At 66.7% G+C, this 19,638-nt stretch carries 24 protein-coding genes; 11 read left to right on the top strand and 13 right to left on the bottom strand.

The window, feature by feature from the left end; genetic code table 11:
* Positions 1-202, top strand: a 202-nt coding sequence (locus MRBLMD1_RS21945) for a hypothetical protein (protein WP_364403729.1), incomplete at its 5' end; no start/stop codon positions are given.
* Positions 203-529: 327 nt separating this feature from the next.
* Here MRBLMD1_RS21945 and MRBLMD1_RS21940 read toward each other — a convergent pair.
* Positions 530-1,225, bottom strand: coding sequence for a PASTA domain-containing protein (locus MRBLMD1_RS21940; RefSeq protein ID WP_159632751.1), 696 nt, complete (start codon positions 1,223-1,225; stop codon positions 530-532).
* 67 nt (positions 1,226-1,292) lie between these two features.
* A complete protein-coding gene (locus MRBLMD1_RS21935; protein ID WP_364403726.1) occupies positions 1,293-2,585 on the bottom strand; it encodes a GmrSD restriction endonuclease domain-containing protein in 1,293 nt (430 codons plus the stop codon).
* Positions 2,586-2,976: 391 nt separating this feature from the next.
* On the opposite strand from MRBLMD1_RS21935, the gene MRBLMD1_RS21930 reads away from it, so the two are divergent.
* Complete coding sequence (locus MRBLMD1_RS21930) at positions 2,977-3,369, top strand: VOC family protein (protein ID WP_364403723.1); 393 nt, start codon at positions 2,977-2,979, stop codon at positions 3,367-3,369.
* Positions 3,370-3,445: 76 nt separating this feature from the next.
* On the opposite strand, the gene MRBLMD1_RS21925 is transcribed toward MRBLMD1_RS21930, so the two are convergent.
* Together MRBLMD1_RS21925 and MRBLMD1_RS21920 are read right to left on the bottom strand one after the other, a co-directional pair.
* The gene (locus tag MRBLMD1_RS21925; RefSeq protein WP_159632754.1) at positions 3,446-4,048 is read right to left on the bottom strand and encodes an SOUL family heme-binding protein; all 603 of its coding nucleotides are present in this window, start codon (positions 4,046-4,048) and stop codon (positions 3,446-3,448) included.
* Positions 4,049-4,122: 74 nt separating this feature from the next.
* The gene (locus MRBLMD1_RS21920) at positions 4,123-4,629 is read right to left on the bottom strand and encodes a DUF3592 domain-containing protein (RefSeq protein ID WP_224025230.1); all 507 of its coding nucleotides are present in this window, start codon (positions 4,627-4,629) and stop codon (positions 4,123-4,125) included.
* 132 nt (positions 4,630-4,761) lie between these two features.
* Between MRBLMD1_RS21920 and MRBLMD1_RS21915 the strand changes: the two genes are divergently transcribed.
* Together MRBLMD1_RS21915 and MRBLMD1_RS21910 are read left to right on the top strand one after the other, a co-directional pair.
* Positions 4,762-5,223: a MarR family winged helix-turn-helix transcriptional regulator gene (locus tag MRBLMD1_RS21915; protein ID WP_159632756.1), complete on the top strand. Its 462-nt coding sequence runs from the start codon at positions 4,762-4,764 to the stop codon at positions 5,221-5,223.
* Positions 5,220-6,476, top strand: a complete 1,257-nt coding sequence (locus tag MRBLMD1_RS21910; protein WP_224025229.1) for an MFS transporter — start codon at positions 5,220-5,222, stop codon at positions 6,474-6,476. Before MRBLMD1_RS21915 ends, MRBLMD1_RS21910 begins: the two co-directional genes overlap by 4 nt.
* A 24-nt stretch (positions 6,477-6,500) precedes the next feature.
* Here MRBLMD1_RS21910 and MRBLMD1_RS21905 read toward each other — a convergent pair whose 3' ends face one another.
* From MRBLMD1_RS21905 to MRBLMD1_RS21880, 6 genes are all read right to left on the bottom strand, one after another.
* Positions 6,501-6,857 carry a cupin domain-containing protein gene (locus MRBLMD1_RS21905; protein ID WP_224025228.1) on the bottom strand — a complete coding sequence of 119 codons (357 nt, stop codon included), beginning with the start codon at positions 6,855-6,857 and terminating at the stop codon, positions 6,501-6,503.
* A gap of 131 nt (positions 6,858-6,988) precedes the next feature.
* Positions 6,989-7,375, bottom strand: a complete 387-nt coding sequence (locus tag MRBLMD1_RS21900) for a VOC family protein (RefSeq protein ID WP_159632758.1) — start codon at positions 7,373-7,375, stop codon at positions 6,989-6,991.
* Between the two features lie 238 nt (positions 7,376-7,613).
* Entirely contained in the window at positions 7,614-7,937 is a 324-nt protein-coding gene (locus MRBLMD1_RS21895) for a hypothetical protein (protein ID WP_159632759.1), read from the bottom strand.
* Positions 7,938-8,052: 115 nt separating this feature from the next.
* On the bottom strand, positions 8,053-8,397 hold the full coding sequence (locus MRBLMD1_RS21890; protein WP_159632760.1) for an iron chaperone: 345 nt from the start codon (positions 8,395-8,397) through the stop codon (positions 8,053-8,055).
* Between the two features lie 8 nt (positions 8,398-8,405).
* On the bottom strand, positions 8,406-8,873 hold the full coding sequence (locus MRBLMD1_RS21885; protein ID WP_307492217.1) for an SRPBCC family protein: 468 nt from the start codon (positions 8,871-8,873) through the stop codon (positions 8,406-8,408).
* Positions 8,874-8,904: 31 nt separating this feature from the next.
* Entirely contained in the window at positions 8,905-9,822 is a 918-nt protein-coding gene (locus MRBLMD1_RS21880; protein ID WP_364403716.1) for a 2-hydroxyacid dehydrogenase, read from the bottom strand.
* 271 nt (positions 9,823-10,093) lie between these two features.
* Between MRBLMD1_RS21880 and MRBLMD1_RS21875 the strand changes: the two genes are divergently transcribed.
* Positions 10,094-11,335, top strand: a complete 1,242-nt coding sequence (locus MRBLMD1_RS21875; RefSeq protein WP_275182208.1) for an MFS transporter — start codon at positions 10,094-10,096, stop codon at positions 11,333-11,335.
* Positions 11,336-11,532: 197 nt separating this feature from the next.
* Positions 11,533-12,609: a glycerophosphodiester phosphodiesterase family protein gene (locus tag MRBLMD1_RS21870; protein WP_364403713.1), complete on the top strand. Its 1,077-nt coding sequence runs from the start codon at positions 11,533-11,535 to the stop codon at positions 12,607-12,609.
* Positions 12,610-12,708: 99 nt separating this feature from the next.
* On the opposite strand, the gene MRBLMD1_RS21865 is transcribed toward MRBLMD1_RS21870, so the two are convergent.
* On the bottom strand, positions 12,709-13,044 hold the full coding sequence (locus tag MRBLMD1_RS21865; RefSeq protein WP_364403710.1) for a cupin domain-containing protein: 336 nt from the start codon (positions 13,042-13,044) through the stop codon (positions 12,709-12,711).
* Between the two features lie 118 nt (positions 13,045-13,162).
* Between MRBLMD1_RS21865 and MRBLMD1_RS21860 the strand changes: the two genes are divergently transcribed.
* From MRBLMD1_RS21860 to MRBLMD1_RS21840, 5 genes are all read left to right on the top strand, one after another.
* Positions 13,163-13,570, top strand: coding sequence for a DUF1304 family protein (locus tag MRBLMD1_RS21860; RefSeq protein ID WP_275182211.1), 408 nt, complete (start codon positions 13,163-13,165; stop codon positions 13,568-13,570).
* Positions 13,571-13,673: 103 nt separating this feature from the next.
* Positions 13,674-14,909: a mechanosensitive ion channel family protein gene (locus tag MRBLMD1_RS21855; protein ID WP_236560850.1), complete on the top strand. Its 1,236-nt coding sequence runs from the start codon at positions 13,674-13,676 to the stop codon at positions 14,907-14,909.
* Positions 14,910-14,952: 43 nt separating this feature from the next.
* Positions 14,953-15,705 carry an ArsR/SmtB family transcription factor gene (locus MRBLMD1_RS21850; RefSeq protein WP_364403706.1) on the top strand — a complete coding sequence of 251 codons (753 nt, stop codon included), beginning with the start codon at positions 14,953-14,955 and terminating at the stop codon, positions 15,703-15,705.
* Between the two features lie 40 nt (positions 15,706-15,745).
* On the top strand, positions 15,746-17,023 hold the full coding sequence (locus tag MRBLMD1_RS21845) for a hemolysin family protein (RefSeq protein WP_364403703.1): 1,278 nt from the start codon (positions 15,746-15,748) through the stop codon (positions 17,021-17,023).
* Positions 17,020-17,418 (top strand): hypothetical protein, encoded by a 399-nt coding sequence (locus tag MRBLMD1_RS21840; RefSeq protein ID WP_364403701.1) that lies wholly within the window; start codon positions 17,020-17,022, stop codon positions 17,416-17,418. The genes MRBLMD1_RS21845 and MRBLMD1_RS21840 overlap by 4 nt, the downstream gene beginning before the upstream one ends.
* Before the next feature lie 15 nt (positions 17,419-17,433).
* Here the strand turns inward: MRBLMD1_RS21840 and MRBLMD1_RS21835 are convergent, their stop codons facing one another.
* On the bottom strand, positions 17,434-18,183 hold the full coding sequence (locus MRBLMD1_RS21835; RefSeq protein ID WP_364403698.1) for a dienelactone hydrolase family protein: 750 nt from the start codon (positions 18,181-18,183) through the stop codon (positions 17,434-17,436).
* Positions 18,184-18,228: 45 nt separating this feature from the next.
* Complete coding sequence (locus tag MRBLMD1_RS21830) at positions 18,229-19,590, bottom strand: MFS transporter (protein WP_364403695.1); 1,362 nt, start codon at positions 19,588-19,590, stop codon at positions 18,229-18,231.
* Positions 19,591-19,638: the final 48 nt, after the last annotated feature.

Genomic DNA, 19,638 nt, shown 5'->3' with positions numbered 1-19,638 from the left:
TACATACATAATCGGTATCAACAAACTTGGCACACTATTGAGTTCTCAAACAACAGACACACCCGGCACCACCCAAACCAACGTTCAGGATCGCTCCGGAGCAACTTTTCAAACTTACCCGATCCCCGCCTCCGAAGCAAATCCATCTTTCAGGATTCCCATCGAATTGAAGACCGCCCCATACCGATTTCCAGCGCCCTAAAGAGCAACCAGATTTTGGCTTTGATTTGGGGGTTTTGGCCACCCGGTGAACAGTTCTTCACTGTCTCCCCCGCGGCGACTTAGAAAACAATACCCGCACACAACCCCCACCGCAAATCGGGCGGAAGGAGGTGGACAATCCGCGGAATTCCGGGGCAGGACGGGCGTTCCGGGCACCCAAGCAGCCTGCCGGCGCCGTAATTGCGCTGTGTGTGCTGCCGCACACTGTGCCGCACCGGCCATGAGCGCCGATGTACCCACTAACCGAACGAGCTGTGGACGCCTCCCCAAACGGGAAGCGTCCACAGCTCTACCTGGTGACTACCTGCTACTTGGCAATACCGCCGTGTTTGCTGCAGGCGCCCTGCCTCGTCGTGGACGGCCACACGTAGCCGTCACTGCAGATGATCGCACCCCCGACATTGGGCACAGTGACTGCCGGAGCCTTTGCCGCTTGCTGCGCTGCCTGGTCGGCTGCTGCCTTGGCAGCTGCGTCCCGGGCCGCCTGATCGGCTGCAGCTTTTGCAGCGGCAGCCTGGTCGGCGGCGGCCTTGTCAGCTGTTGCCTTTTCAGCGGCGGCCTTGTCAGCTGCGGCCTTGTCAGCAGCCGCCTTCGCAGCTGCTGCCTTCTCAGCGGCGGCCTTCTCCGCCGCCACGTCGTCGAGGTTCTTGACGCCGAGGTGCACTGTGGAGCCCTTGGCAGCCTGCGCCCCGTTGGCAGGATCCTGGGAGATCACCTGCCAGTTGCTCTTGAGAATGATCGATTTGCCCTTCGCACTATCCACAGCCTCAACAGTGAAGCCCAGCTTTTCCAACTGCTCTTTCGCCTTGTCCAACGTCAGATTCACCACGGCCGGCACGACGACGGTCTCGGTTGTCTGCGAGACAGCCGTAGCGGTGGCCGTCCCGGTCGGCTGCGTCGCCGCCTGCTTGCCGCCGCACCCTGTCAGCATGAGGCCGGTCAGCAGAACCAAAGCCAGTGAAGCCTTCATCCTGCCCATCGCTGGAACGGTGTTTTCTTTCATGTTTCCCCCTGGGAATGCTTGTGATGGTGGTAAAAATCGGGGCACGGAATGACCGGACGTGACAGGCCTACTCGCAGGCGACGCCGTCGGAGTCACGGTCCAACGCAGGGCGGTAGCCGGCCTGCCCCGCGTAAAGCGGCGCGGCGCCTGCAGCCCTCGCCGCCGCGCAGTTGGCGTAGTAGGCAGCAGCAGGTGCCGGCGCGGCAGGAACCGGGGCCACGGGCGCTGGTGCAGCCGGGACCACAGGCGCAGGCGCCACTGCAGCAGGTGCGGGTGCCGGCGCGGGTGCTGGAGCCGGCGCGGGTGCTGGAGCCGGCGCAGGTGCGGGCGCAACCGCAGCAGGTGCCGGGGCAGCCGCAACAGGAGCCGGAGCCTGCTGGTTTGTTGGCGCCAACTGCCCGGCGCAGTCGCCAAGTATCCGGGCAATTGCATCGTGCTCCGCCTGGGTGACCCACAGCCCGTATGTCGCCTTCACCGAAACTTGCCGCGCCACATACTCGCACCGGAAGCCCTTCGCCGGAGGCAGCCAGGTGGCCGCGTCGCCGTCGCCCTTTTGCTGGTTGGTGGGCCCGTCCGTGGCCTGCAGGTTCAGCGGATCGTTGGCAAAAGCCGTCCGCTGCTCCGCGGTCAGCTGCTGCGCGCCCTTCTGCCAGGCGTCGCTCAAGGCCACCACGTGGTCGATCTGGACGGCGCTGCTGGTCGCGGAACCCCGCACAAAGCTGATGGTCTTACCCGTGTAAGGATCGGCCAGCGTTCCCGACTGCACCTTGCACGGCACACTGTTCGTGTACGAAATGCCGGTGAGGTCGCGTTTGAGGATGTCATTGCGGGTATCGCAGCCATTCCGGTCCACATCCGCCCACGCCTGGCCGAACTGCGCCCGGTCGTATCCGGTCTTCGGCGCGCGGCCCTTGATGGGGAGGTCAGCCAGCAGATCCAGCGCCTTGGTGGCGTAGGCAGGCTGCGCGTTGGGCGCGGTTGCTGTGACGCCGGCGGCAAGAGCGTATGGGTTCTCCGGGTCCAGTGGTTCGCCCGTGGCGTCGGCAGTGGGACTTGGCGTGGACGACGGCGACGCCTTGGCTGTCGCCGTCGGGCTCGCTGTCGCTTGGGTGGCCTTGGCGGTGCTCTCCGATGAGGCGGCCTGCAGGTCAGCGCCGGCAACCCGTGGCATTGCGACGGCACCGCCGACGAAGAGCGCCAAAGACGCTGCCATCGCGACGGCCCCGGCTTTCCGTTGTGCGGGCAGCCATGCCCAGGAGCGGCGTCCCGTGATGAGGACGTAGAGGCCGGTGAGGGCCAGCGAGATGGCCAGGACAACCAGGGCCCCCGCGAACCCGTTGTCCACTGCTGCCAAAAGCATGAACAGCGCGGTAATCGCCCCAACAATATACGTTGAATAGCGTGGTTTCCGCGGCGGCTTCGGTGCCGGAGCGGACGGAACAAACCCCATAAGGGTTTCGTAGTCGGACATTCTTTCCCCATTTACAGGAGGCCCGGAAAACGGCGCCCCCGCATTTGCCGGGCCTGCTGCTTAGCCCGGGAAACTCATCGTCGATGAGCCTATGCTGCATGGAGTAGGGCATAAGGGGCATTTCAGGATCCTCAGTGAACATTCAGGCAGTCTTGATGCGAACTTGAGGAAAGGCCGTCGTAATACGGTGTCGCTGCTTAACAATTTACGAATGACAAGACCGCCGGCGGCCTTTCAGTCGCCATTCCCTTGGAACAAACCCGAAGATAGAGTGGCCTGCATGCAGATGCGCCTTGAGGTTGTACAGGTCCCGGTTTCAGACGTCGACAAATCAAAAGCCTTTTACATGGAAAAACTGGGATTCATTCTGGACCACGATGTGGAGCACATCCCGGGCATGCGCGTGGTCCAACTGACTCCCCCGGGTTCTGCCACATCGGTGGTGATCGGCACCGGCATGACCACCATGACGCCGGGCAGCCTGGAGGGCCTCCAACTGGTCGTTCCCGATCTCACCGAAGTCCGCAGCGAGCTGGTCCGGCGCGGCGCGGATATCAGCGAGATCCAGGACCTTGGCGGCGTCCTCTTCGCCTACTTCAGCGATCCTGACGGCAACCGCTGGGTCATGCAGGGCCAGACGCAGGAGCACGTCCGGGACGCACACAGGTCGTAGGAAGAGCGGGCCGACGGCGGAGCGGGCGTCAGCCACAAACCCACAAAGCTGAGCGGGCGTCAGCAGCGGCACGCCGTTACGACGGCGGCGGCGCCTCCCCGGGCTGGAGTTCCAGCACGTCCTGGACCACCTCGTTGTGGCGCAGGAACCAGGGTTTGAACGGCGGGTCAAAGCGGGCGAACCTGGGCGCGCCCACGGGAGTCAGGCCGGCCAGGGTGAGCGCCGCCTGCAGTCCGTTGTTGCGCCGCTCAAAGGCCGATGCCGAACCGCTGCCGGAGAAGCCCAGCACTGCGGCCAAAGAACCGCGCACCGCCCGCACCCTGACCTTGGGATCGTCTGGCACCGGAGCAGTGTCCGCGGTCACGCCGGCGGGCAGGACAAAGGCGACCGAAAATTCGGCGGCCTGCCCGGCGCCGGGCAGCGGACCGCTTTGGAGTACGGGCGTTGTCATGGCGAGCTTCTGCGGTCCCGCTTCCTGGATCACCGGGGCGGTCATGGCAAGTTTCTGCCGGGCAGTGTTGCTGCCGCTGATGTAGTTGAAGAGATACCGGAAGGCTGCGTTGCCGGCGCGGTCAAAATCCGCGTTCACGGTTACCTCGGCCACCACGTAGTCCGGATACCGGCGCAGCTCGAAGTGCGGATAGCGCCGGACCACCTCATAGGGCTGCTGTTCAGTCATGGTGCGCACAGCCTACGCCGGTCCGGCAGCTGCGGACAGACCCGGGACAGGCACGGGACCGCCACAAGACCCAGCTACACCACCTGCTGCGTTCGGCGCGCCCGGAATTTAGCCCGCAGGACAGCGCTGCCGACCAGGACGGCGAACAGGAGCCCGATGAGACCGAAGATGACCGTCAGGACCACGCCGGCACCGCGCAGCCACACCCCGTCGCTCTCGTAGCCGGGCACAATCGCCCGGCCCGGATTATTTTCGGCATAGGTGACGGTGACGCTGTTGCCCACCACGGGATGCTGGTCGTGGTCCACGGCCGCGAACGTCTTGCGGGGCACCCCATCCGCGGCCGTGTAGTCGACCCTGATCCTGCGCTCCGAAGCCTTGGTGACGTCGTCGAAGTGGACGATCGTTCCGGTGGTCTGCGCCCCGGTCCGTGCAAGCTCTTGATCAGAGTTGATCATGAAGCTGCCCACGCCGATCATCACCGGCCCCAAGCAAAGGACCAGGACGGTCACGGCCAGGTTCAGTTTCCCCTTCCACGACAGCCACGGCTTACGGTTTCCGTCAGTTCTGCGCCCAGTCACGGCTCCCATTGTGCCGGAGCTGTCACCAAAACCACATCCGCATCCATTGCCTCCGGCAACCAGCCGGAGCATAATAGTTAGCAGAACTAATTAGCATTGCTAATAGACACCGCAGGAGGCGCATCCACCTACATGTCCCCCACCCAGACGCAGAACCAGGCAACCGCAGACCCCACCGCCCCGGATACCCTCGCCATCGATCTCCGCACCGCCGTGATGCGCACCTCGCGCCGGCTCCGCGTTGAGGCAACAGGCGAAATCATCACCCCCGGCCAGTACACGGTACTGGCACTGCTCAACGGCAGCGGTCCCAGCACCCTGCGCGCGCTGGCCGAAAGTGAACACGTCCAGGCACCGTCCATGACCAGGATCGTCAATGCCCTCGCCGACCAGGGCTTCGTTACCCGGTCGGCCAATCCCGACGATGGCCGGCAGGTCCGCGTGGAGATCACCGGTGCCGGCAGGAAGGTCCTGGCAGAGGCCCGAAGCCAGCGCACCGCGTGGCTGGCCCAGCGCGTGGCCGGACTCAGCGAGGAAGACCGGCTCACCCTCAGCCGCGCGGCCCGCATCATGCAGGAAATGAGCGGCAAATGAGCGCGATGTTCCGGGCCCTGGAGAACCCCAACTACCGCATCTGGGCCAGCGGCGCGATCGTCTCCAACATCGGCACCTGGATGCAGCGCGTGGCCCAGGACTGGCTGGTCCTGACCGTCCTCACCGACCACTCAGGTGCCGCCGTCGGCCTCACCACGGGCCTGCAGTTCCTGCCTATGCTGCTGTTCGGGCCCTACGGCGGGGTACTGGCGGACCGCTACCGCAAGCGCATCATCCTCATGTGGACGCAGCTGGCCATGGGCTTCACGGCCCTCGCCATCGGCCTCCTGGTGGTCACCGGCACCGCCCAGCTGTGGCACGCCTACGTTGCCGCCTTCTGCCTGGGCGTGGCCAGCGCCGTGGATGCACCCGCACGCCAGGCCTTTGTTTCCGAACTGGTGGGCCAGGACAACATCTCCAACGCAGTGGCGCTTAACTCGGCGTCCTTCAACACCGCCCGGCTCACCGGTCCTGCGATCGCCGGCGTGCTCATCGCCTGGGTGGGTACCGGCCCGGTGTTCCTCCTGAACGCCGCGAGCTTCGCCGCCGTCCTGGTCTCGCTGTTCCGGATCCGCACCACGCAGCCTGCCCCCGTTGCCAAGGGAGACCGGAACAAACACCAGGTGGCCGAGGGCATCCGTTACGTGCGGCGCCGTCCGGACCTGATGCTGATCATGGTCCTGGTGGGCATCCTCGGCGCGTTCGGCATGAACTTCCCGGTGATCAACTCGCTGATGGCCACCACGGAATTCAGCATGGGCCCCAGCGAATTCGGGCTCCTCGGCTCCATCATGGCGGTGGGCACGCTGGCCGGCGCCCTCCTGGCGGCGCGCCGTTCCGGACCGCGGCTGCGGTTTCTGCTGGGCGGGGCACTGGGACTGGGGGTCTTCACCATACTGGGCAGCATCGCGCCGAACTTTTGGGTGTACGCGGCCATCCTGATTCCCGTGGGCCTGGCGTCCATCACTTTCCTTAACAGCTGCAACACCAGCATCCAGCTCTCCGTGGAGCCACAGTTCCGGGGCCGCGTACTGGCCCTCTACCTGGCCATCCTCCAGGGCGGCACCGCCATCGGTTCGCCGCTGGTGGGTTGGATCGGCAGCGAGTTCGGCGCCCGCTGGTCCGTCGCGGTAGGCGGCATCGTGGTGCTGCTCGCTGGCATCGCCGCCGTCATCGCGGTCACCAGGCGCAACCGGCTCACCCTTCGCGGCGCACTCCGGATGGCCCTCGGCAGGCGCGAGCCCGCAGTCTGAGCCCACTGCTGCGGTGGCGGGGCTTCACTGTTGCGGGGCGGCCACGATGTCCACCGAGATTTCGACGACCGGCACCGTTCCCTTGTTCTCGAGCCAATGGGTGGTGTGGCGGTCCTCCTGCCAGCCCACCCCCGGCCCGTACTCGGTGACCCGGCCGTCCCGGTGCTCCGTGATGGTCCCCTGCAGGACATAAACCGTCCCGGGCCGGCCCACGTGGTCATGGAGGGGCCCGAAGACTCCGCCAGGTTCGATGGTCACCATCCGCATGCGGAGTTGGCGCCCTTCCATGCCCTCGATCTCCCCGGCAAGATCCACCGTGGCCAGAAGCTCCATGGAGACGCCCTTCGTCTCCGGCACCGCCTCTTCCGCACCCAATGCCATCCTTCCTTCCGTACCGCTGACGACGGCGGCGCCGGCCTGCCGCTGCCACGCGCCCGGGTGCGGGTGCTTTGGGCGGCAAGTGCCGGCGTCGACCGTTTTATTGCTGGACCTCCTGCTGCAAGCCTTGGCCGTCAGGACGGAATGGAGGAGATGTTCAGGATGTTGCCCTCGCTGTCCAGGAACCACGCTGCCTGGCCGTACCCCTCCATCGTTGCGATGCCGTTCTCGGTCTTCAGCCCTGGCATGTCGTAATCCTCGAAAACGACGCCGCGGGCCCGCAGTTCGTCCACGTCCCGCTGAACGTCGTCCGTGGCCCAGCCAATTTGCGTGTTCTTGGCCGAACCGGCGTTGTCCGTCTGGTAGATCAGGAACGAGGTTCCCTTTCCGCACCGGTAGACAAGGCCGCCGTCCGCCATTGTCCGCTCGGGCTCAAACCCCAGCTTGTCCCGATAAAAATCCCGCGCCCGGTCGATGTCCTTGGCCGGCAGCACAGCCATGACTTCCATATCTTTGAGCATGACGAATCTCCTTGTGCTCTAATGGCGTTGCTCTCCCCCTGAAATGGTCCGGCCGTCCCCCGCCGGGCGTCGTGGCCGTCCTTCCCGCCGATTGCCGGGGCGGCCGCCTGGAACCCCTGGGTCCGCCGCGGCGCAGAACAGCAGCGGGAGGTTCCCGAAGTCTACGAGGCCATTATGGGACCGAAAATCCCACGACGGAATAGGGGATTTAAACGGCCCGGAAACGGCCTCCCCCCTGCTACTTACGTGCCACCCAGATTGCTTTACGCAGGGCAGCGCCGGCTACGGATACGAGGGGCACCAGGCATACCAGCGCGGCGATGGTGTTGGGGCGGAAGGCCGGACGCCCATTAACCGTCCGGTAAATTCCCAGGGGCACAACGAACCCGCCGCCGCCCCCGCCGGAGGCGCCATCCTCCGCTTCGGTGCCACCACCGAAACCGAAGGACACCAGCGCCACGGGCACGATCTCCTCCCCGCCCAGGTTGACGGGGGTGCCGTAGGCGCGCGTCACGCCCATGTTCTTGAAGGATTCCGCAAGGGACGCAAGAGTGTCAGCCATGGCCTCACGTTAGATGGCCAGGCGTGGCTGCAGGTAGGACCATAAGTCCTGAGGAGCGTCCTGATGCACCGGGAGGCAGGGGCCCCTGCCGTGCCGGCCGGCGTCGTCTGCTTCTTTACTTCCGGATCTCGGCCATCCGCAGCCGAACAATGTCTTCCAGCACGTCGTCGGGCACGGGGTGGTCCGCGGTGAAGCGGATGGTCCCCTTGGACAGCGAGTACCCTTCCAGGCGTCCGGCCACCGCTTCCACCACCGCGCCGGAAAAGGGAAAGATCGAAAGGTGTCTTGCCGCCGCGACGGCTGCCAGCAGCGGTTTGCCGTCGAGTTTCAGGGCGGGCATGCCGTAGCTCATCCCTTCCGTGGCCTCGGGAGCCAGAGAGCGTACCGTCTCCACCACATGCTGCAGGCAACTCCGGTCGGGTTCATCCAGCGCAGCCAGCGCCTCGTCCACGGCGCCCAACGGGAACCTCAGCTCTTCCTGGCCGCAACCGTGGAGGCCAGTGCGGCGAGGCCTCGCTCGAAGTCGGCGCCCACCATCTTGTCCATGTCCATGAACAGTGCGAACACCCTGCCCAGGCCCTTGTTCTCGCCCGTCATCCGCCAGGTCACCTCGGTACCGGTGTCCACCGGGGTGAAGCTGAACGTGGTGGGGTTCAGTGCCTTGAACGGCCTGGTGAACTGCAGCCGGATCCGGATCAGGCTGGCGGGTATGGATTCTGTGAGTTCCATGGTGCCGCTGCCGGCCTTGCGGTTGCCGCTCCACTCGTACCCCGCGCCGGCGCCGGCCTCGTTGCCGAAGTAACGGCGGCTCATGCCCGGATCGATCGTCTCCCATGGGGACCACCGGGTCCACTCATGGAAGTTGTTCACCAGCGGGAAGATCTCTTCTGCGGAAGCGGGAATGACGGCGCTGCGGCGGACTTCAAAAGTGGACATGGGCCCAGCATAGGGGCCGGAGCCGCTGGCGTTAAGGGAGGACGACGTTCACGGGGTCCTTGCCCTCGAGCAGGAGGCCGATCTGCTTCCTGAGCAGCCGGACCATCCGGGGGAACATCGCCGAGCTGGCGCCGCCGACATGGGGAGTGATGAGCACCCCGGGGACGGTCCAGAGCGGGTGGTCCGCCGGCAGCGGCTCTGGGTCCGTCACGTCCAGGGCCGCCCGGAGCCGGCCGCTCGACGTCTCGGCGAGCAGGGCGTCGGTATCCGCCACGGGTCCGCGGGCCACATTGACCAAGAGGGCGCCATCCGGCATGGCCGCGAGGAACTTGGCGTCCACCAGTTGCTGGGTCTGCTCAGCCAGCGGAACACTGACCACCACAATCTCGTGCAGCGGCAGTTGCTCGTAGAGCGAGTCGATTCCGTAGATGGTCCCGCGCTCGTCCTCACGGGCGCGGCTGGCCATCCTGGTGACTTCGGTTTCGAACGGCAGGAGCCGGGCCTCGATGGCCTTGCCCACTCCCCCGTAGCCCACCAGCAGCACCCGGCGGTCGGCCAGGCTGGGCCGCGGGCTGTTGTCCCACGTTCCGGTTTCCTGGTTCCGGACAAAGTCCGGGATGCCCCGCTGGGAGGCCACCATCATGCCCACGGCGAGCTCCGCCGTCGACGTCTCATGGACTCCGGCCGCGTTCGCGAAGGGGACGCCTGACGGCAGAACTGCGGCGACGCCGTCGTACCCGATGGACTGGCTCTGCACCAGGCCCACGTCCACGCCCTCCAATGCGGCGAGCGCGGTCGGTTTGCCCATATACGGCGGCACCAGCAGGTCCAGCCGGCCCTCCGGCGCGGGTCCGTCCAGGTCCCACAGGACAAACTCGACGCCGTCAATGGGGGTGAGCGCGTCCAGCAGGTTCTGGGCGGGCAGGCAGACGCGCAGCGGGGCCGTCACGCGGCGACCATCAGAATGTGCCATTGGGCAGGGCAGCAAGTACTCATGGGGGTCTCCAGGGTTCCAGGCCCGGCGCAGCTGCAGCGGGCGTTAAAGTTCCACAACCAACCTACCCCCGGCACCGCCCACGCCGATTTTTTTCGCTACGCAACACGCCTCCGCCGGACCCTGTCACGTCCATGACAGGCCCTTCAATCCTGTAAATTTAAGGGAGGAATTGTCCGGCCAGCGAGCCGCTTTCCAACCCCACCCTTTGAATGGACGCTCCCCCATGTCTTCCGCGATTTCCGCGCCGTCCCCTGCCCGTTTTCCCTACGCCGCAATGGTGGTCCTGGCCACCATTGCGTTCACGGCCATCACCACCGAACTCCTCCCCTCCGGGCTGCTGCCGCAGATCAGCACCGGCCTTAGCGTCTCCGAGCCGGTGGCCGGTTATCTTGCCGCTGCCTACGCCGCCGTCATTGTTGTCACGGTGGTTCCGGCGGCACGGCTGCTGGGGAAGATCCCGCGGCATGCCCTGCTGGTGGGGCTGGTCCTGACCTTCGCGCTCAGCAACGCACTGGTGGGACTGGCACCGGACTTCACGTCGGCGATGATCGCGCGGCTGGTGGGCGGGCTGGCGCACGGGTTGCTCTGGACCACCATGGCGCCGTTCGTTTCCCGCGTGGTTCCGGCTGACAAAGTGGGCAAGGCGCTGGCGATCGTGTTCAGCGGCAACAGCCTGGGCTTGGCCATTGGCGCGCCGGTGGGCACCGCCCTGGGCGGATTCCTGGGCTGGCGTGCCGCGTTCCTGGTCCTCGCCGGGTTCGGCGTGGTGCTGACGGTCCTCGCGTTTTGGCTGCTTCCCCGCGTCCAGCGCATTTCCGACGCCGCCCGTCCGTCCCTGCGCAAGGCGATCGGCCAGCCAGGCGTGAAGTCGGTGGCGGTCGCCTGGCCGCTGCTGGTCCTGGCGCACTTCGCCCTGTTCACCTACATTGCACCCTTCATCCGCGAGGCGAACCTCCCGGACTATGCCACGAGCCTCTCGCTCACGGTGCTGGGCGGGTCCGGCCTGCTTGGCATTTGGATTGCGGGGCTCACCGTGGATTCGCGTCCCCGCCGTTCGCTGCTCATCACGACGGCGGCCATCGCCGCATCGATGTTCCTCCTGCCGCTCGCCGTAGGGAACCTGCCCGTGGCCCTGGTGCTGATGACCATCTGGGGGGCGGGCCTGGGCGCCATCGGCATCTACAACCAGTCCGCGATCCTCCGGGCCGGAGGGGAGTACAGCGAAGCCGCCAACGGGCTCACGGTCCTGACCATCCAACTGGGCATCACCATCGGCGCGCTCTACGGCTCGGCGGCCCTGGTGGTTGGCGGCCCGCTGCTGGTTCCGGCCGCGGCGGCAATCCCGGTGGTCGCCGCATTCGTGATCACCCTCGCCGGCAAGCGGTACGCCTACCCGCCGGGCCCGCGCGAGCGCATCTGGTTGGAACCCCGGCCGGTCACCGACAAGGTCAAGGACCCCGCCTGATCCCTGCATCGATTGCTCCGTAAACGCCGTTTTGAGCCGCCAAAACGACGTTTACGGAGCAATCGATGCGGGGGCAAGGCAGAACCTGGCGTTAATCTCCCCTCCAACTGGGTGCATCCCCAGCGCAACCTGGCCGCCCTAGCGTTGGCGGGTCACCCGGCACCGCCGGAACCCGTCACCCAGGAGGAACCATCCCCATGCGCACAGTCCTGACCGCTGCGGCAACCGCCGCTCTGCTCGCCGCCGCCATCGCCTCCCCCGGCGCCGCCTTTGCCGCCGAAACCGCTGACGCCGGCACGCCGTCGTCGAACGCTGCCGGCACCGCCAGCTCAGCCATCAAGACGAACGAGCGCAACGGCTCCTTCGACCTCCAGGCGCACCGGGGCGGGCGCGGCGAGTGGACCGAGGAGTCGCTGGCGGCGTTCGGCAACTCCCTGAAACTCGGCGTCAGCACCCTGGAACTGGACACCCACCTCACGGAGGACGGGAAGATCATCGTCTGGCATGACGACACCATCCAAGCCAACAAGTGCATCGACACCACCCCGGCCACCGCCGGCGACCCGGAGTTCCCGTACGTCGGCCGCAGGGTGGCGGAGCTGTCCCTGGCCCAGGTCAAGACCCTCAACTGCGGCTTCACCCAGCTGCCTGGCTTCCCGGAGCAGGACGTGATCGAAGGGAACCGCATCGCCGAGCTCAAGGACGTCTACCAGCTGGCGGAGCAGTACAACGCCAAAAAGGTCCGCTTCAACGTGGAGACCAAGGTGGAGGACGGCAAGGCCGGCGGCGACGGCATGGTGGCGCTGACCAAGGCCGTGGTGGCAGAAGTGCAGGCGTCCGGCGCCGCGGACCGCACCACCATCCAGTCCTTCGACTGGTCCTCGCTGAACCTCACCAAAAAACTGGCACCGGAGCTGACGCTCGTTGCGCTTTCCAGCGGGGATAAGTGGATGCAGGTGGGCCAGCCCGGTGCCGCGCCCGAGCTGGGCGGCATCGACATCGACACCTACGGCGGCTCCCTGGCCAAGGCCGCCGCCGCGCAGGGGTACAACGTCATCTCCCCCACGTTCAGCTCCGTCACCCCGCAGATGATCGCTGACGCGCACCAGCTGGGCCTCGCCGTCATCCCCTGGACCGTCAACAAGCCCGCGGACATGGAGCGGCTGATGGTCCAGGGCGTGGACGGCATCATCACCGACTACCCCACCCGCCTGCGCACCCTCATGGATGAGCGCGGCCTGAAGCTGCCCAAGGCCTACGCCCCGCAGGCATAGTTCCGAGGACCAGGGCCATCCATCAAGGCACGACGGCGGCTGCCGGACTTCCGCTGGGGGAAGCCCGGCAGCCGCCGTCGTCCGTCCAGGCCACAGGGCTCAACCCCGGTATTTGGCCACGGTAAACAGGAACGTTGAGTCCTCCTCGGCGTGCAGGCTGTGCAGGCCCGGCGGGACGATCAACAGGTCGCCGGCTTTGCCCTGCCATGACTCGCCGCCGGCCTTGAGGCTAACGCAGCCCTGGATCACGAAGACCGTGGCGTCGCCGGGGTTCTGGTGTTCACTCAACTGGGTTCCGGCCTTCATGGCCATGACCGTCTGCCGGAGGATCTTTTCGTGGCCGCCGTACACCGTGTCCGCAGCGCGCCCATTGCTGGACGTAACCGCCGCCTCGAGCTGCTGCCGGGCCAGCGCGTCGATCGATATCTTCTGCATGCGCCCAAGGCTACCCGCGTTCACGGCCCCTGGGGGCCGGTTTCTTCCAGTCGGCGCAGGCTGGAAATCCCCTTGGGAGGGGATGGAGCGCCGGTGGGGCCGGGCCTACCCTTCGAGCATGAACACCGTGTCGCAGATCTTCGCGGTGATGGCCGCGGCCATCTATATCTTCGTCTTTCCGGTGGAGAGCTTCCTCCTCCGCCGCAACAGGTGGGCGCAGAAATTCCTGAGCACGCCGCCGGAGAACGTCTCCGCCGTGATGATGTGGGCCATCCCCACCGGGTACCGGAACCTGCTGGTTGCGCTGGGGGTGATCGCGGGCGTGGTCGCCGCCAACTCCGGCCACCTCGTGGTGGGCTACACGCTGGTGGTCTACTGCTGCGCCAACATGGTCCTCACTGCTCCCACCATGCTGCTCGCAGACCTCCAGGGGCACTATCCCCGGAAGTGGGACAGCGTGCCGGGGACCCTCGCGGCAACGGTCCCTGCCCTGGTGGCCCTGCTCCTGCTGCCCTTCGGTCCGTAGCTTCTCCGGGGCACGGTCCACAGCGGCCGCTGCAGCCTTACAGCGGCCCGCGCCGGGGGTACCCGATTTCGGAGCCCGGCAAAGGCTTGATAGACGTTAAAGGATGCCTGACTTCCTGAATCCCGCCCTGCCCTTCATCGCCATGGCCCTGGCGGTGGTGGCCGGACTCACCCTGTCCTGGCTGCTCCGCAAGATCGTCCTGAAGCTCAACCGCAAGCGGCCCGAGCTGCAGGCCACCTCCCGGGTGGCCCGCCAGCCGCTGCGGCTGGCACTGTGCCTGGTGGGCGTCCGCGCCGCGCTGGGGCTGACGGCTGCAGGCGAAAGCTGGCATGCCGGCGTCGACCATCTCCTGCTGATCGCCATGATCGGCGCGTTCGCGTGGCTTGCCATCGCCGTCCTGCTGATCGTGGAAGCCGTGGTGCTGAACCGGCACAGCGTGGACGTGGCGGACAACCGGCGTGCCCGGCGGCTGCGCACCCAAATGATCCTGGCCCGGCGGATCGCCGTGGCGCTGGTGGTGGTGCTCGCCGTCGGCACTGCCATGCTGACGTTCCCCGCGATCCAGGCGCTGGGGGCCGGGCTGCTGGCGTCCGCGGGCGTGATCTCGATCGTGGCTGGCCTCGCCGCGCAGACGTCCCTGGTGAATGTCTTCGCCGGCATGCAGCTCGCGTTCACCGACGCCATCCGGGTGGACGATGTGGTGGTGGTCCAGAAGGAATGGGGCAGGATCGAGGAGATCACCCTCACCTACGTGGTGGTCCATCTCTGGGACGACCGCCGGCTGATCCTGCCCTCCACCTACTTCACCACCACCCCGTTCGAGAACTGGACCCGCCGCCAGTCCGAGGTCATGGGCACCGTGGAGTTCGACCTCGACTGGCGCGCCCCCGTGGAGGACATGCGCACCGAACTGCGCCGGGTGCTGGCCGGCACCGAACTGTGGGATGAGCGCGTGGGCGTCCTGCAGATCACCGATGCCACCGGAGGCTTTGTCCGCGTCCGCATCCTGGTCAGCGCCGCGGACAGTGCCGCGCTGTTCGACCTGCGCTGCCTGGTCCGCGAAACCATGGTCACGTTCCTCCAGCAGAACCACCCGCAGGCGCTGCCGCACCAGCGATGGGAGCAGGCAGCGGACGACGGCGGCACGGCCGCCCGGCGCAAGGCGCCCCTGCGCGGGCTGGGTGCGTCGGGTGCGGCGGGTGCGCATGCCCCGGCGGACCCGCACGAATCGCAGCTGTTCACCGGTTCCATCGAGGCCGTGGAACGGTCGCGGGCCTTCACCGGTCCCGGCGACGAGGTGTTCGAAGAGCGCGACCGGAACCTGGCATCCCATAACTAAAAACCCTTGATAGGTGACCATATGGTCACCTATCATTGAGTGCATGGACGACGTGTTCAAAGCACTCTCCGACCCCACCCGCCGGGACCTGCTCGACGAGCTGTTCCGCGAGGACGGCCAGACCCTGAGTGCGCTTGAGGCACGGTTCAGCATGAGCCGGTTCGGGATCGCCAAGCACCTCCGCATCCTGGAGGACGCAGGCCTGGTGGTGGCGCGCCGTCGCGGGCGGGAAAAGCTGCACTTCCTGAACCCGGTCCCCATCCGCCTGGTCCACGACCGCTGGGTCAGCAAATACGCAGAACCATGGGCCGCTGCCCTCAGCGACCTCAAATCCAGATTGGAAAGTCCCATGGAAAAAATCTTTGAGATCTACATCAAGACCACGCCGGAGAAGCTCTGGGAAGCCATCACCGACAGCGACATCCGCAGCAAGTACCAGTTCGGCAACACCCTGAAGTCCGACTGGACGCCGGGCGGCCGCTTCGAAATGGGCAACCCCAAGGCAGGCCAGACCCTCGGCGAGGGTGAGAACCTGGAGGTTGATCCGCCGCGCCGCCTGGTCCAGACCATGCGCGCACTGTGGGGCGAGGACGTCAAGGCCGAGGGCACGTCCAAGGTCACCTGGGAGATCGAACCGGTAGGCGATTCCTGCCACCTCACGGTCACCCACAGCGACCTCCGCGAGGGCGCCAACGAACAGCTCTACGGCGGCTGGCCGATGATCCTCTCGGGCCTGAAGACGTGGCTGGAAACCGGTGAAAAGCTCACCACGCCCGGCTCCCTGATGTACACGTAGGGGCCGCGCCAACCGGTCCGCGGATCGGTAAGGTCATGTCATGGACAGTGGCGCCCTGGTCAATATTGGGTTGGTTCTCGGTTTCGTACTGCTGGGCGGGGTGTTCGCGGCGGCGGAGATGGCCCTGGTGTCCCTGCGCGAAAGCCAGGTGCGCGGGATCGAGAAGTCAGGTGACACCGGCGCCCGGACCGCCGCCCTGGCACGCAACCCCAACCGGTTCCTCTCCACCGTCCAGATCGGAGTGACCCTGTCCGGGTTCTTCTCGGCGGCCTATGGCGCCTCCGCGATCGCCCCCGCCGTCGTCCCTCTCCTCGAAGCGCTGGGGCTGGGCGCGGCGGCCGGGCCGGTGTCCTTCATCGGCATGACCCTGCTGGCGGCCTACCTGTCCCTGGTCCTGGGTGAGCTCGCCCCCAAGCGGCTGGCACTGCAGCGTCCCGTCGCGTTCACCAAAGTACTCGCCCCGCCGCTGGTCGGACTCGCCCGGGTCATGCGTCCCGTCATCTGGCTCCTGTCCGTGTCCACCGACGCCGTGGTCAGGCTCCTTGGCGGCGACCCCCGGGCCAAGCGGGAGGGCATCAGTTCCGAGGAGCTCTGGGACATGGTGGCGGACAGCGAACTGCTCGAAGAGAGCAGCCGGAACATCGTGGCCGACGTGTTCGGCGCCGGGGACCGGACACTGCAGGAGGTGATGCGCCCCCGTACGGAGGTGACCTTCATCGACGGTGCCATGAGCGTTGCCGACGCCCGCAGGATGGTCAGGGACGGCCCGTATTCGCGGTTCCCGGTGATCGGGAGGAGCCCGGACGATGTCCTGGGCTTCGTGCACATCCGGGACCTGATGCCCCGGGACGAAGTCCAGGAGCAGTCCCCGGTGCGGACTCTTGCCCGGGAGATCCTTCCGCTGCCCGGGACCAACCGGGTACTGCCGTCGCTGTCCAGGATGCGTAAGACCAACCAGCACATCGCCCTGGTGGTGGACGAGTACGGCGGCACTGACGGGGTGGTGACGCTCGAAGACCTGGTGGAGGAACTGGTGGGCGAGATCTATGACGAGTACGACACCGGCGCCGAGCATGAGGACCGGGTCAACGTGGCCAACGGCTTCATCGACGTGGACGGCGGCCTGATCCTGCAGGAGTTCAAGGCAGCCACCGGGATCGCCCTTCCGGAAGGCCACTACGAGACCGTGGCCGGATTCATGATGGACCGGCTGGGGCGCCTGCCCCGCGCAGGCGACCGGGTGCAGATCCCGGGTTACGTGCTGGCGGTCCTCAGCATGGACAGGCTCCGGATCGCCCGCATCCGGGTCACACCGTGACCGGGATGCGGGCGGCTGACAAAGCTGGAACGCACGACGGCGGCGGGCGCCTTGCCGGGGACCAAAGGCCCTACGGCGAGGTCCAGACCTGCCGCACGGGCATCGTGGTCAGCAACCACGTCTCAACGCCCAGCGGGATCGAGTCTTCCTCGTCCTCGAGCAACTACACGGACGCCCTGAGCTCCAATGATGGAAGCACGTCCACGACCATCAGTACCCAGACGCACTCCCATTTCCTGATACGCGACGGGCAGGTCTTCGAGATGGGCCAGCACTACCGTGAGCAAACCACGCTGACAGGCCCGGACGGCACCCGGCAGTGCTGGGAAAGGGAGGATTCCCACCAGGTGGGGAACTCCGTCCAGTACGACCGCGAGGCGCACTACTGCCCTTAAGTCAGCGGCAGCAGGTCACGCCGGGGCGCCGAGTCTCTGCTCCAAAAAAGTGAGCGTCCGCGCCCAGGCGTCGGCGGCCGCAGGGGCGTTATAGGTGTACCTGTTGGTGTCGTTGAAGAAGGCGTGGCCGGTGTCCGGGTAGACAACGGCTTGGAAGTCCACGCCGGCCGAGCGCATCCGTGACTTCAGGCCGGGAAGCTCCTCCATGAGGGCCTCGTCCTGCTCGCCGTAAAAAGCCAGGACGGGGCAGTTGATGGCGCGCAGCTCTGCGTCCTTGAACTCGGCGTGCCCATAGAACGGCACGGCGGCGCGCAGCCGCGGCTCGGCAACGGCGAGGGAGAAGGTGTAGGTCCCGCCCAGGCAGAAGCCCGTCGCGGCCACCCGCCCTGCCAGCCCAGGGACGCCTTCCAGGTGGTCAAAGCACACGCGGAGGGCGGCGACTGCGTGTTTGGCATATTCCGGGGAGCGCATCGGCGCCATGTGCTTGCGCAACCGCGGCTGGGCGTTGCTGCGCTGTTCCGGATCGAATGCCGCCTCCTGCAGCTCCCCTGTCAGGTCGGCCGTTCCCCCGGCTCCGGACAGCAGGTCAGGGGCCACTGCGAGGTACCCTTCCGCCGCGAAGCGGTCAGCCACGTCCTTGGTATGGCCCACCAGCCCCCAGACTTCGTGGACCACCACCAGGCCGCCTTTGGGAATCCCGACCGGTTCACTGATGTACGCCTGGACGGCGGTTTGGGCGTTGCCCAGAGTCATCATGTTTCCCATGGGGCCAGCATGGCACGCTCCCCCCGGGCCCTTCCAGAGGTGGGGCTACGCCTTTTGCTGCCGCCAGAATACGGAGATCCCCAATGTCACCGCACAGAGAACCAGCATGGCCAGGACCATCCGCATCCAGCTGTCCTGGTGCACGCCGCCGGACGCAAAAACCCCGATCATCACGGTGGCGGTGATTGCCCCGACGTATCGGCAGGTTTGGTAGATCCCGGCAGCGACGCCCCGGTCCTGCGGCCGGGTGGACACAAACATGCCCTGGTTGGAGGCGATGCTCACGGTCCCGTACGGGATGCCCATGAGGGCCGTGAGGACCACCACGACGGGGATGGCCAGCGTACCGGTCAGCAGCCACATGAGAGCCGCCACCGCCGTCAAAAGGACGACGCCGGCAAGCAGCACCCGCCGGACCCCGAACCTTCCCATTGCAGAGACTGCCCACGGGGTGGCCACCACGGACATGCCGGCCAGCGGCAGCATCAGCAGGCCTACCACGCCGGGATCGTATCCGCCTGCTTCCTGCAGGAGTTGTGGGAGTCCGAAGAAGACGAAGTAGTAGACGCTGCTGAAAACGGCGAAGGCCAGGTACACCAGCATCAGCGGCCTGTTCCGGCCCAGCAGCCGCAGGTCCAGGAACGGCTTGGCGAAGCGCAGCTCACGCCAGGCAAACAGCGCTGCGATGACGGTTCCACCGGCAAGCATCAGCCAGCGGTAGTCCGGTGCCACGTTCAGCGCGGCCATCATGACCAGCAGCAGCGCGCCGATGAATCCGGCGATGCCCGGCAGATCCGAGTCCCGCACCAGCTCCGCCACGCTGCCCCGCTCCCGGGCCTTGTCCGGCGGGGCGGCCTTCCGCACGATCAGCAGCGCCGCCAGGGCCAGCGGGACATTGACCAGGAACAGGGACTCCCAGCCCACGAAGCCCACCAGCAGCCCGCCCACCACGGGACCCACCGCGGCGGCGGACGTGTTGGCCATTTGCAGCCGGCCCAGTGGACGTGCCGTATCCACCTTTGCCTGGTGCGCGAGCGCCCCCACCATCACCACCGCGCTGGGATACGCGGTAGCCGTGCCGAGGGCCATGACCGCCCGAGCGACGCAGAGCAGGGCGAAGTTGGGGGCCAGCGGAGCCAGGGCGCAGGTGATGGCCACCAGCCCCATGCCCAGCAGGAACATCCGCCGCGGGCCGAACCGGTCGGCCAGCCGGCCCATGACGGGCTGGCCGGCGGCAGAGGCCAGGTAGAACGACGTGACCACCCAGGTGACGGCAGCGACGTCGAGCCCGAAGTCAGCGCGCAGCACCACCAGGGCCACGGCGATCATGGAGGAGTTCAGCGGGTTCAGTGCCGTGCCCAGGCTGAGGCCGGCGACGGCCAGGGCAGTCCGGGGGTTGTTGCTCACGGTAACAGTCTGGCCCACAGCGGACGCCGGGGACCACTTGGCCTGATC

The sequence above is a fragment of the Pseudarthrobacter sp. LMD1-1-1.1 genome (assembly GCF_040676255.1).
Lineage (GTDB): Bacteria > Actinomycetota > Actinomycetes > Actinomycetales > Micrococcaceae > Arthrobacter.
The sequence above is the reverse complement of the archived record's forward strand: the minus strand, read 5'-3'. Positions and strand labels throughout refer to the sequence as shown.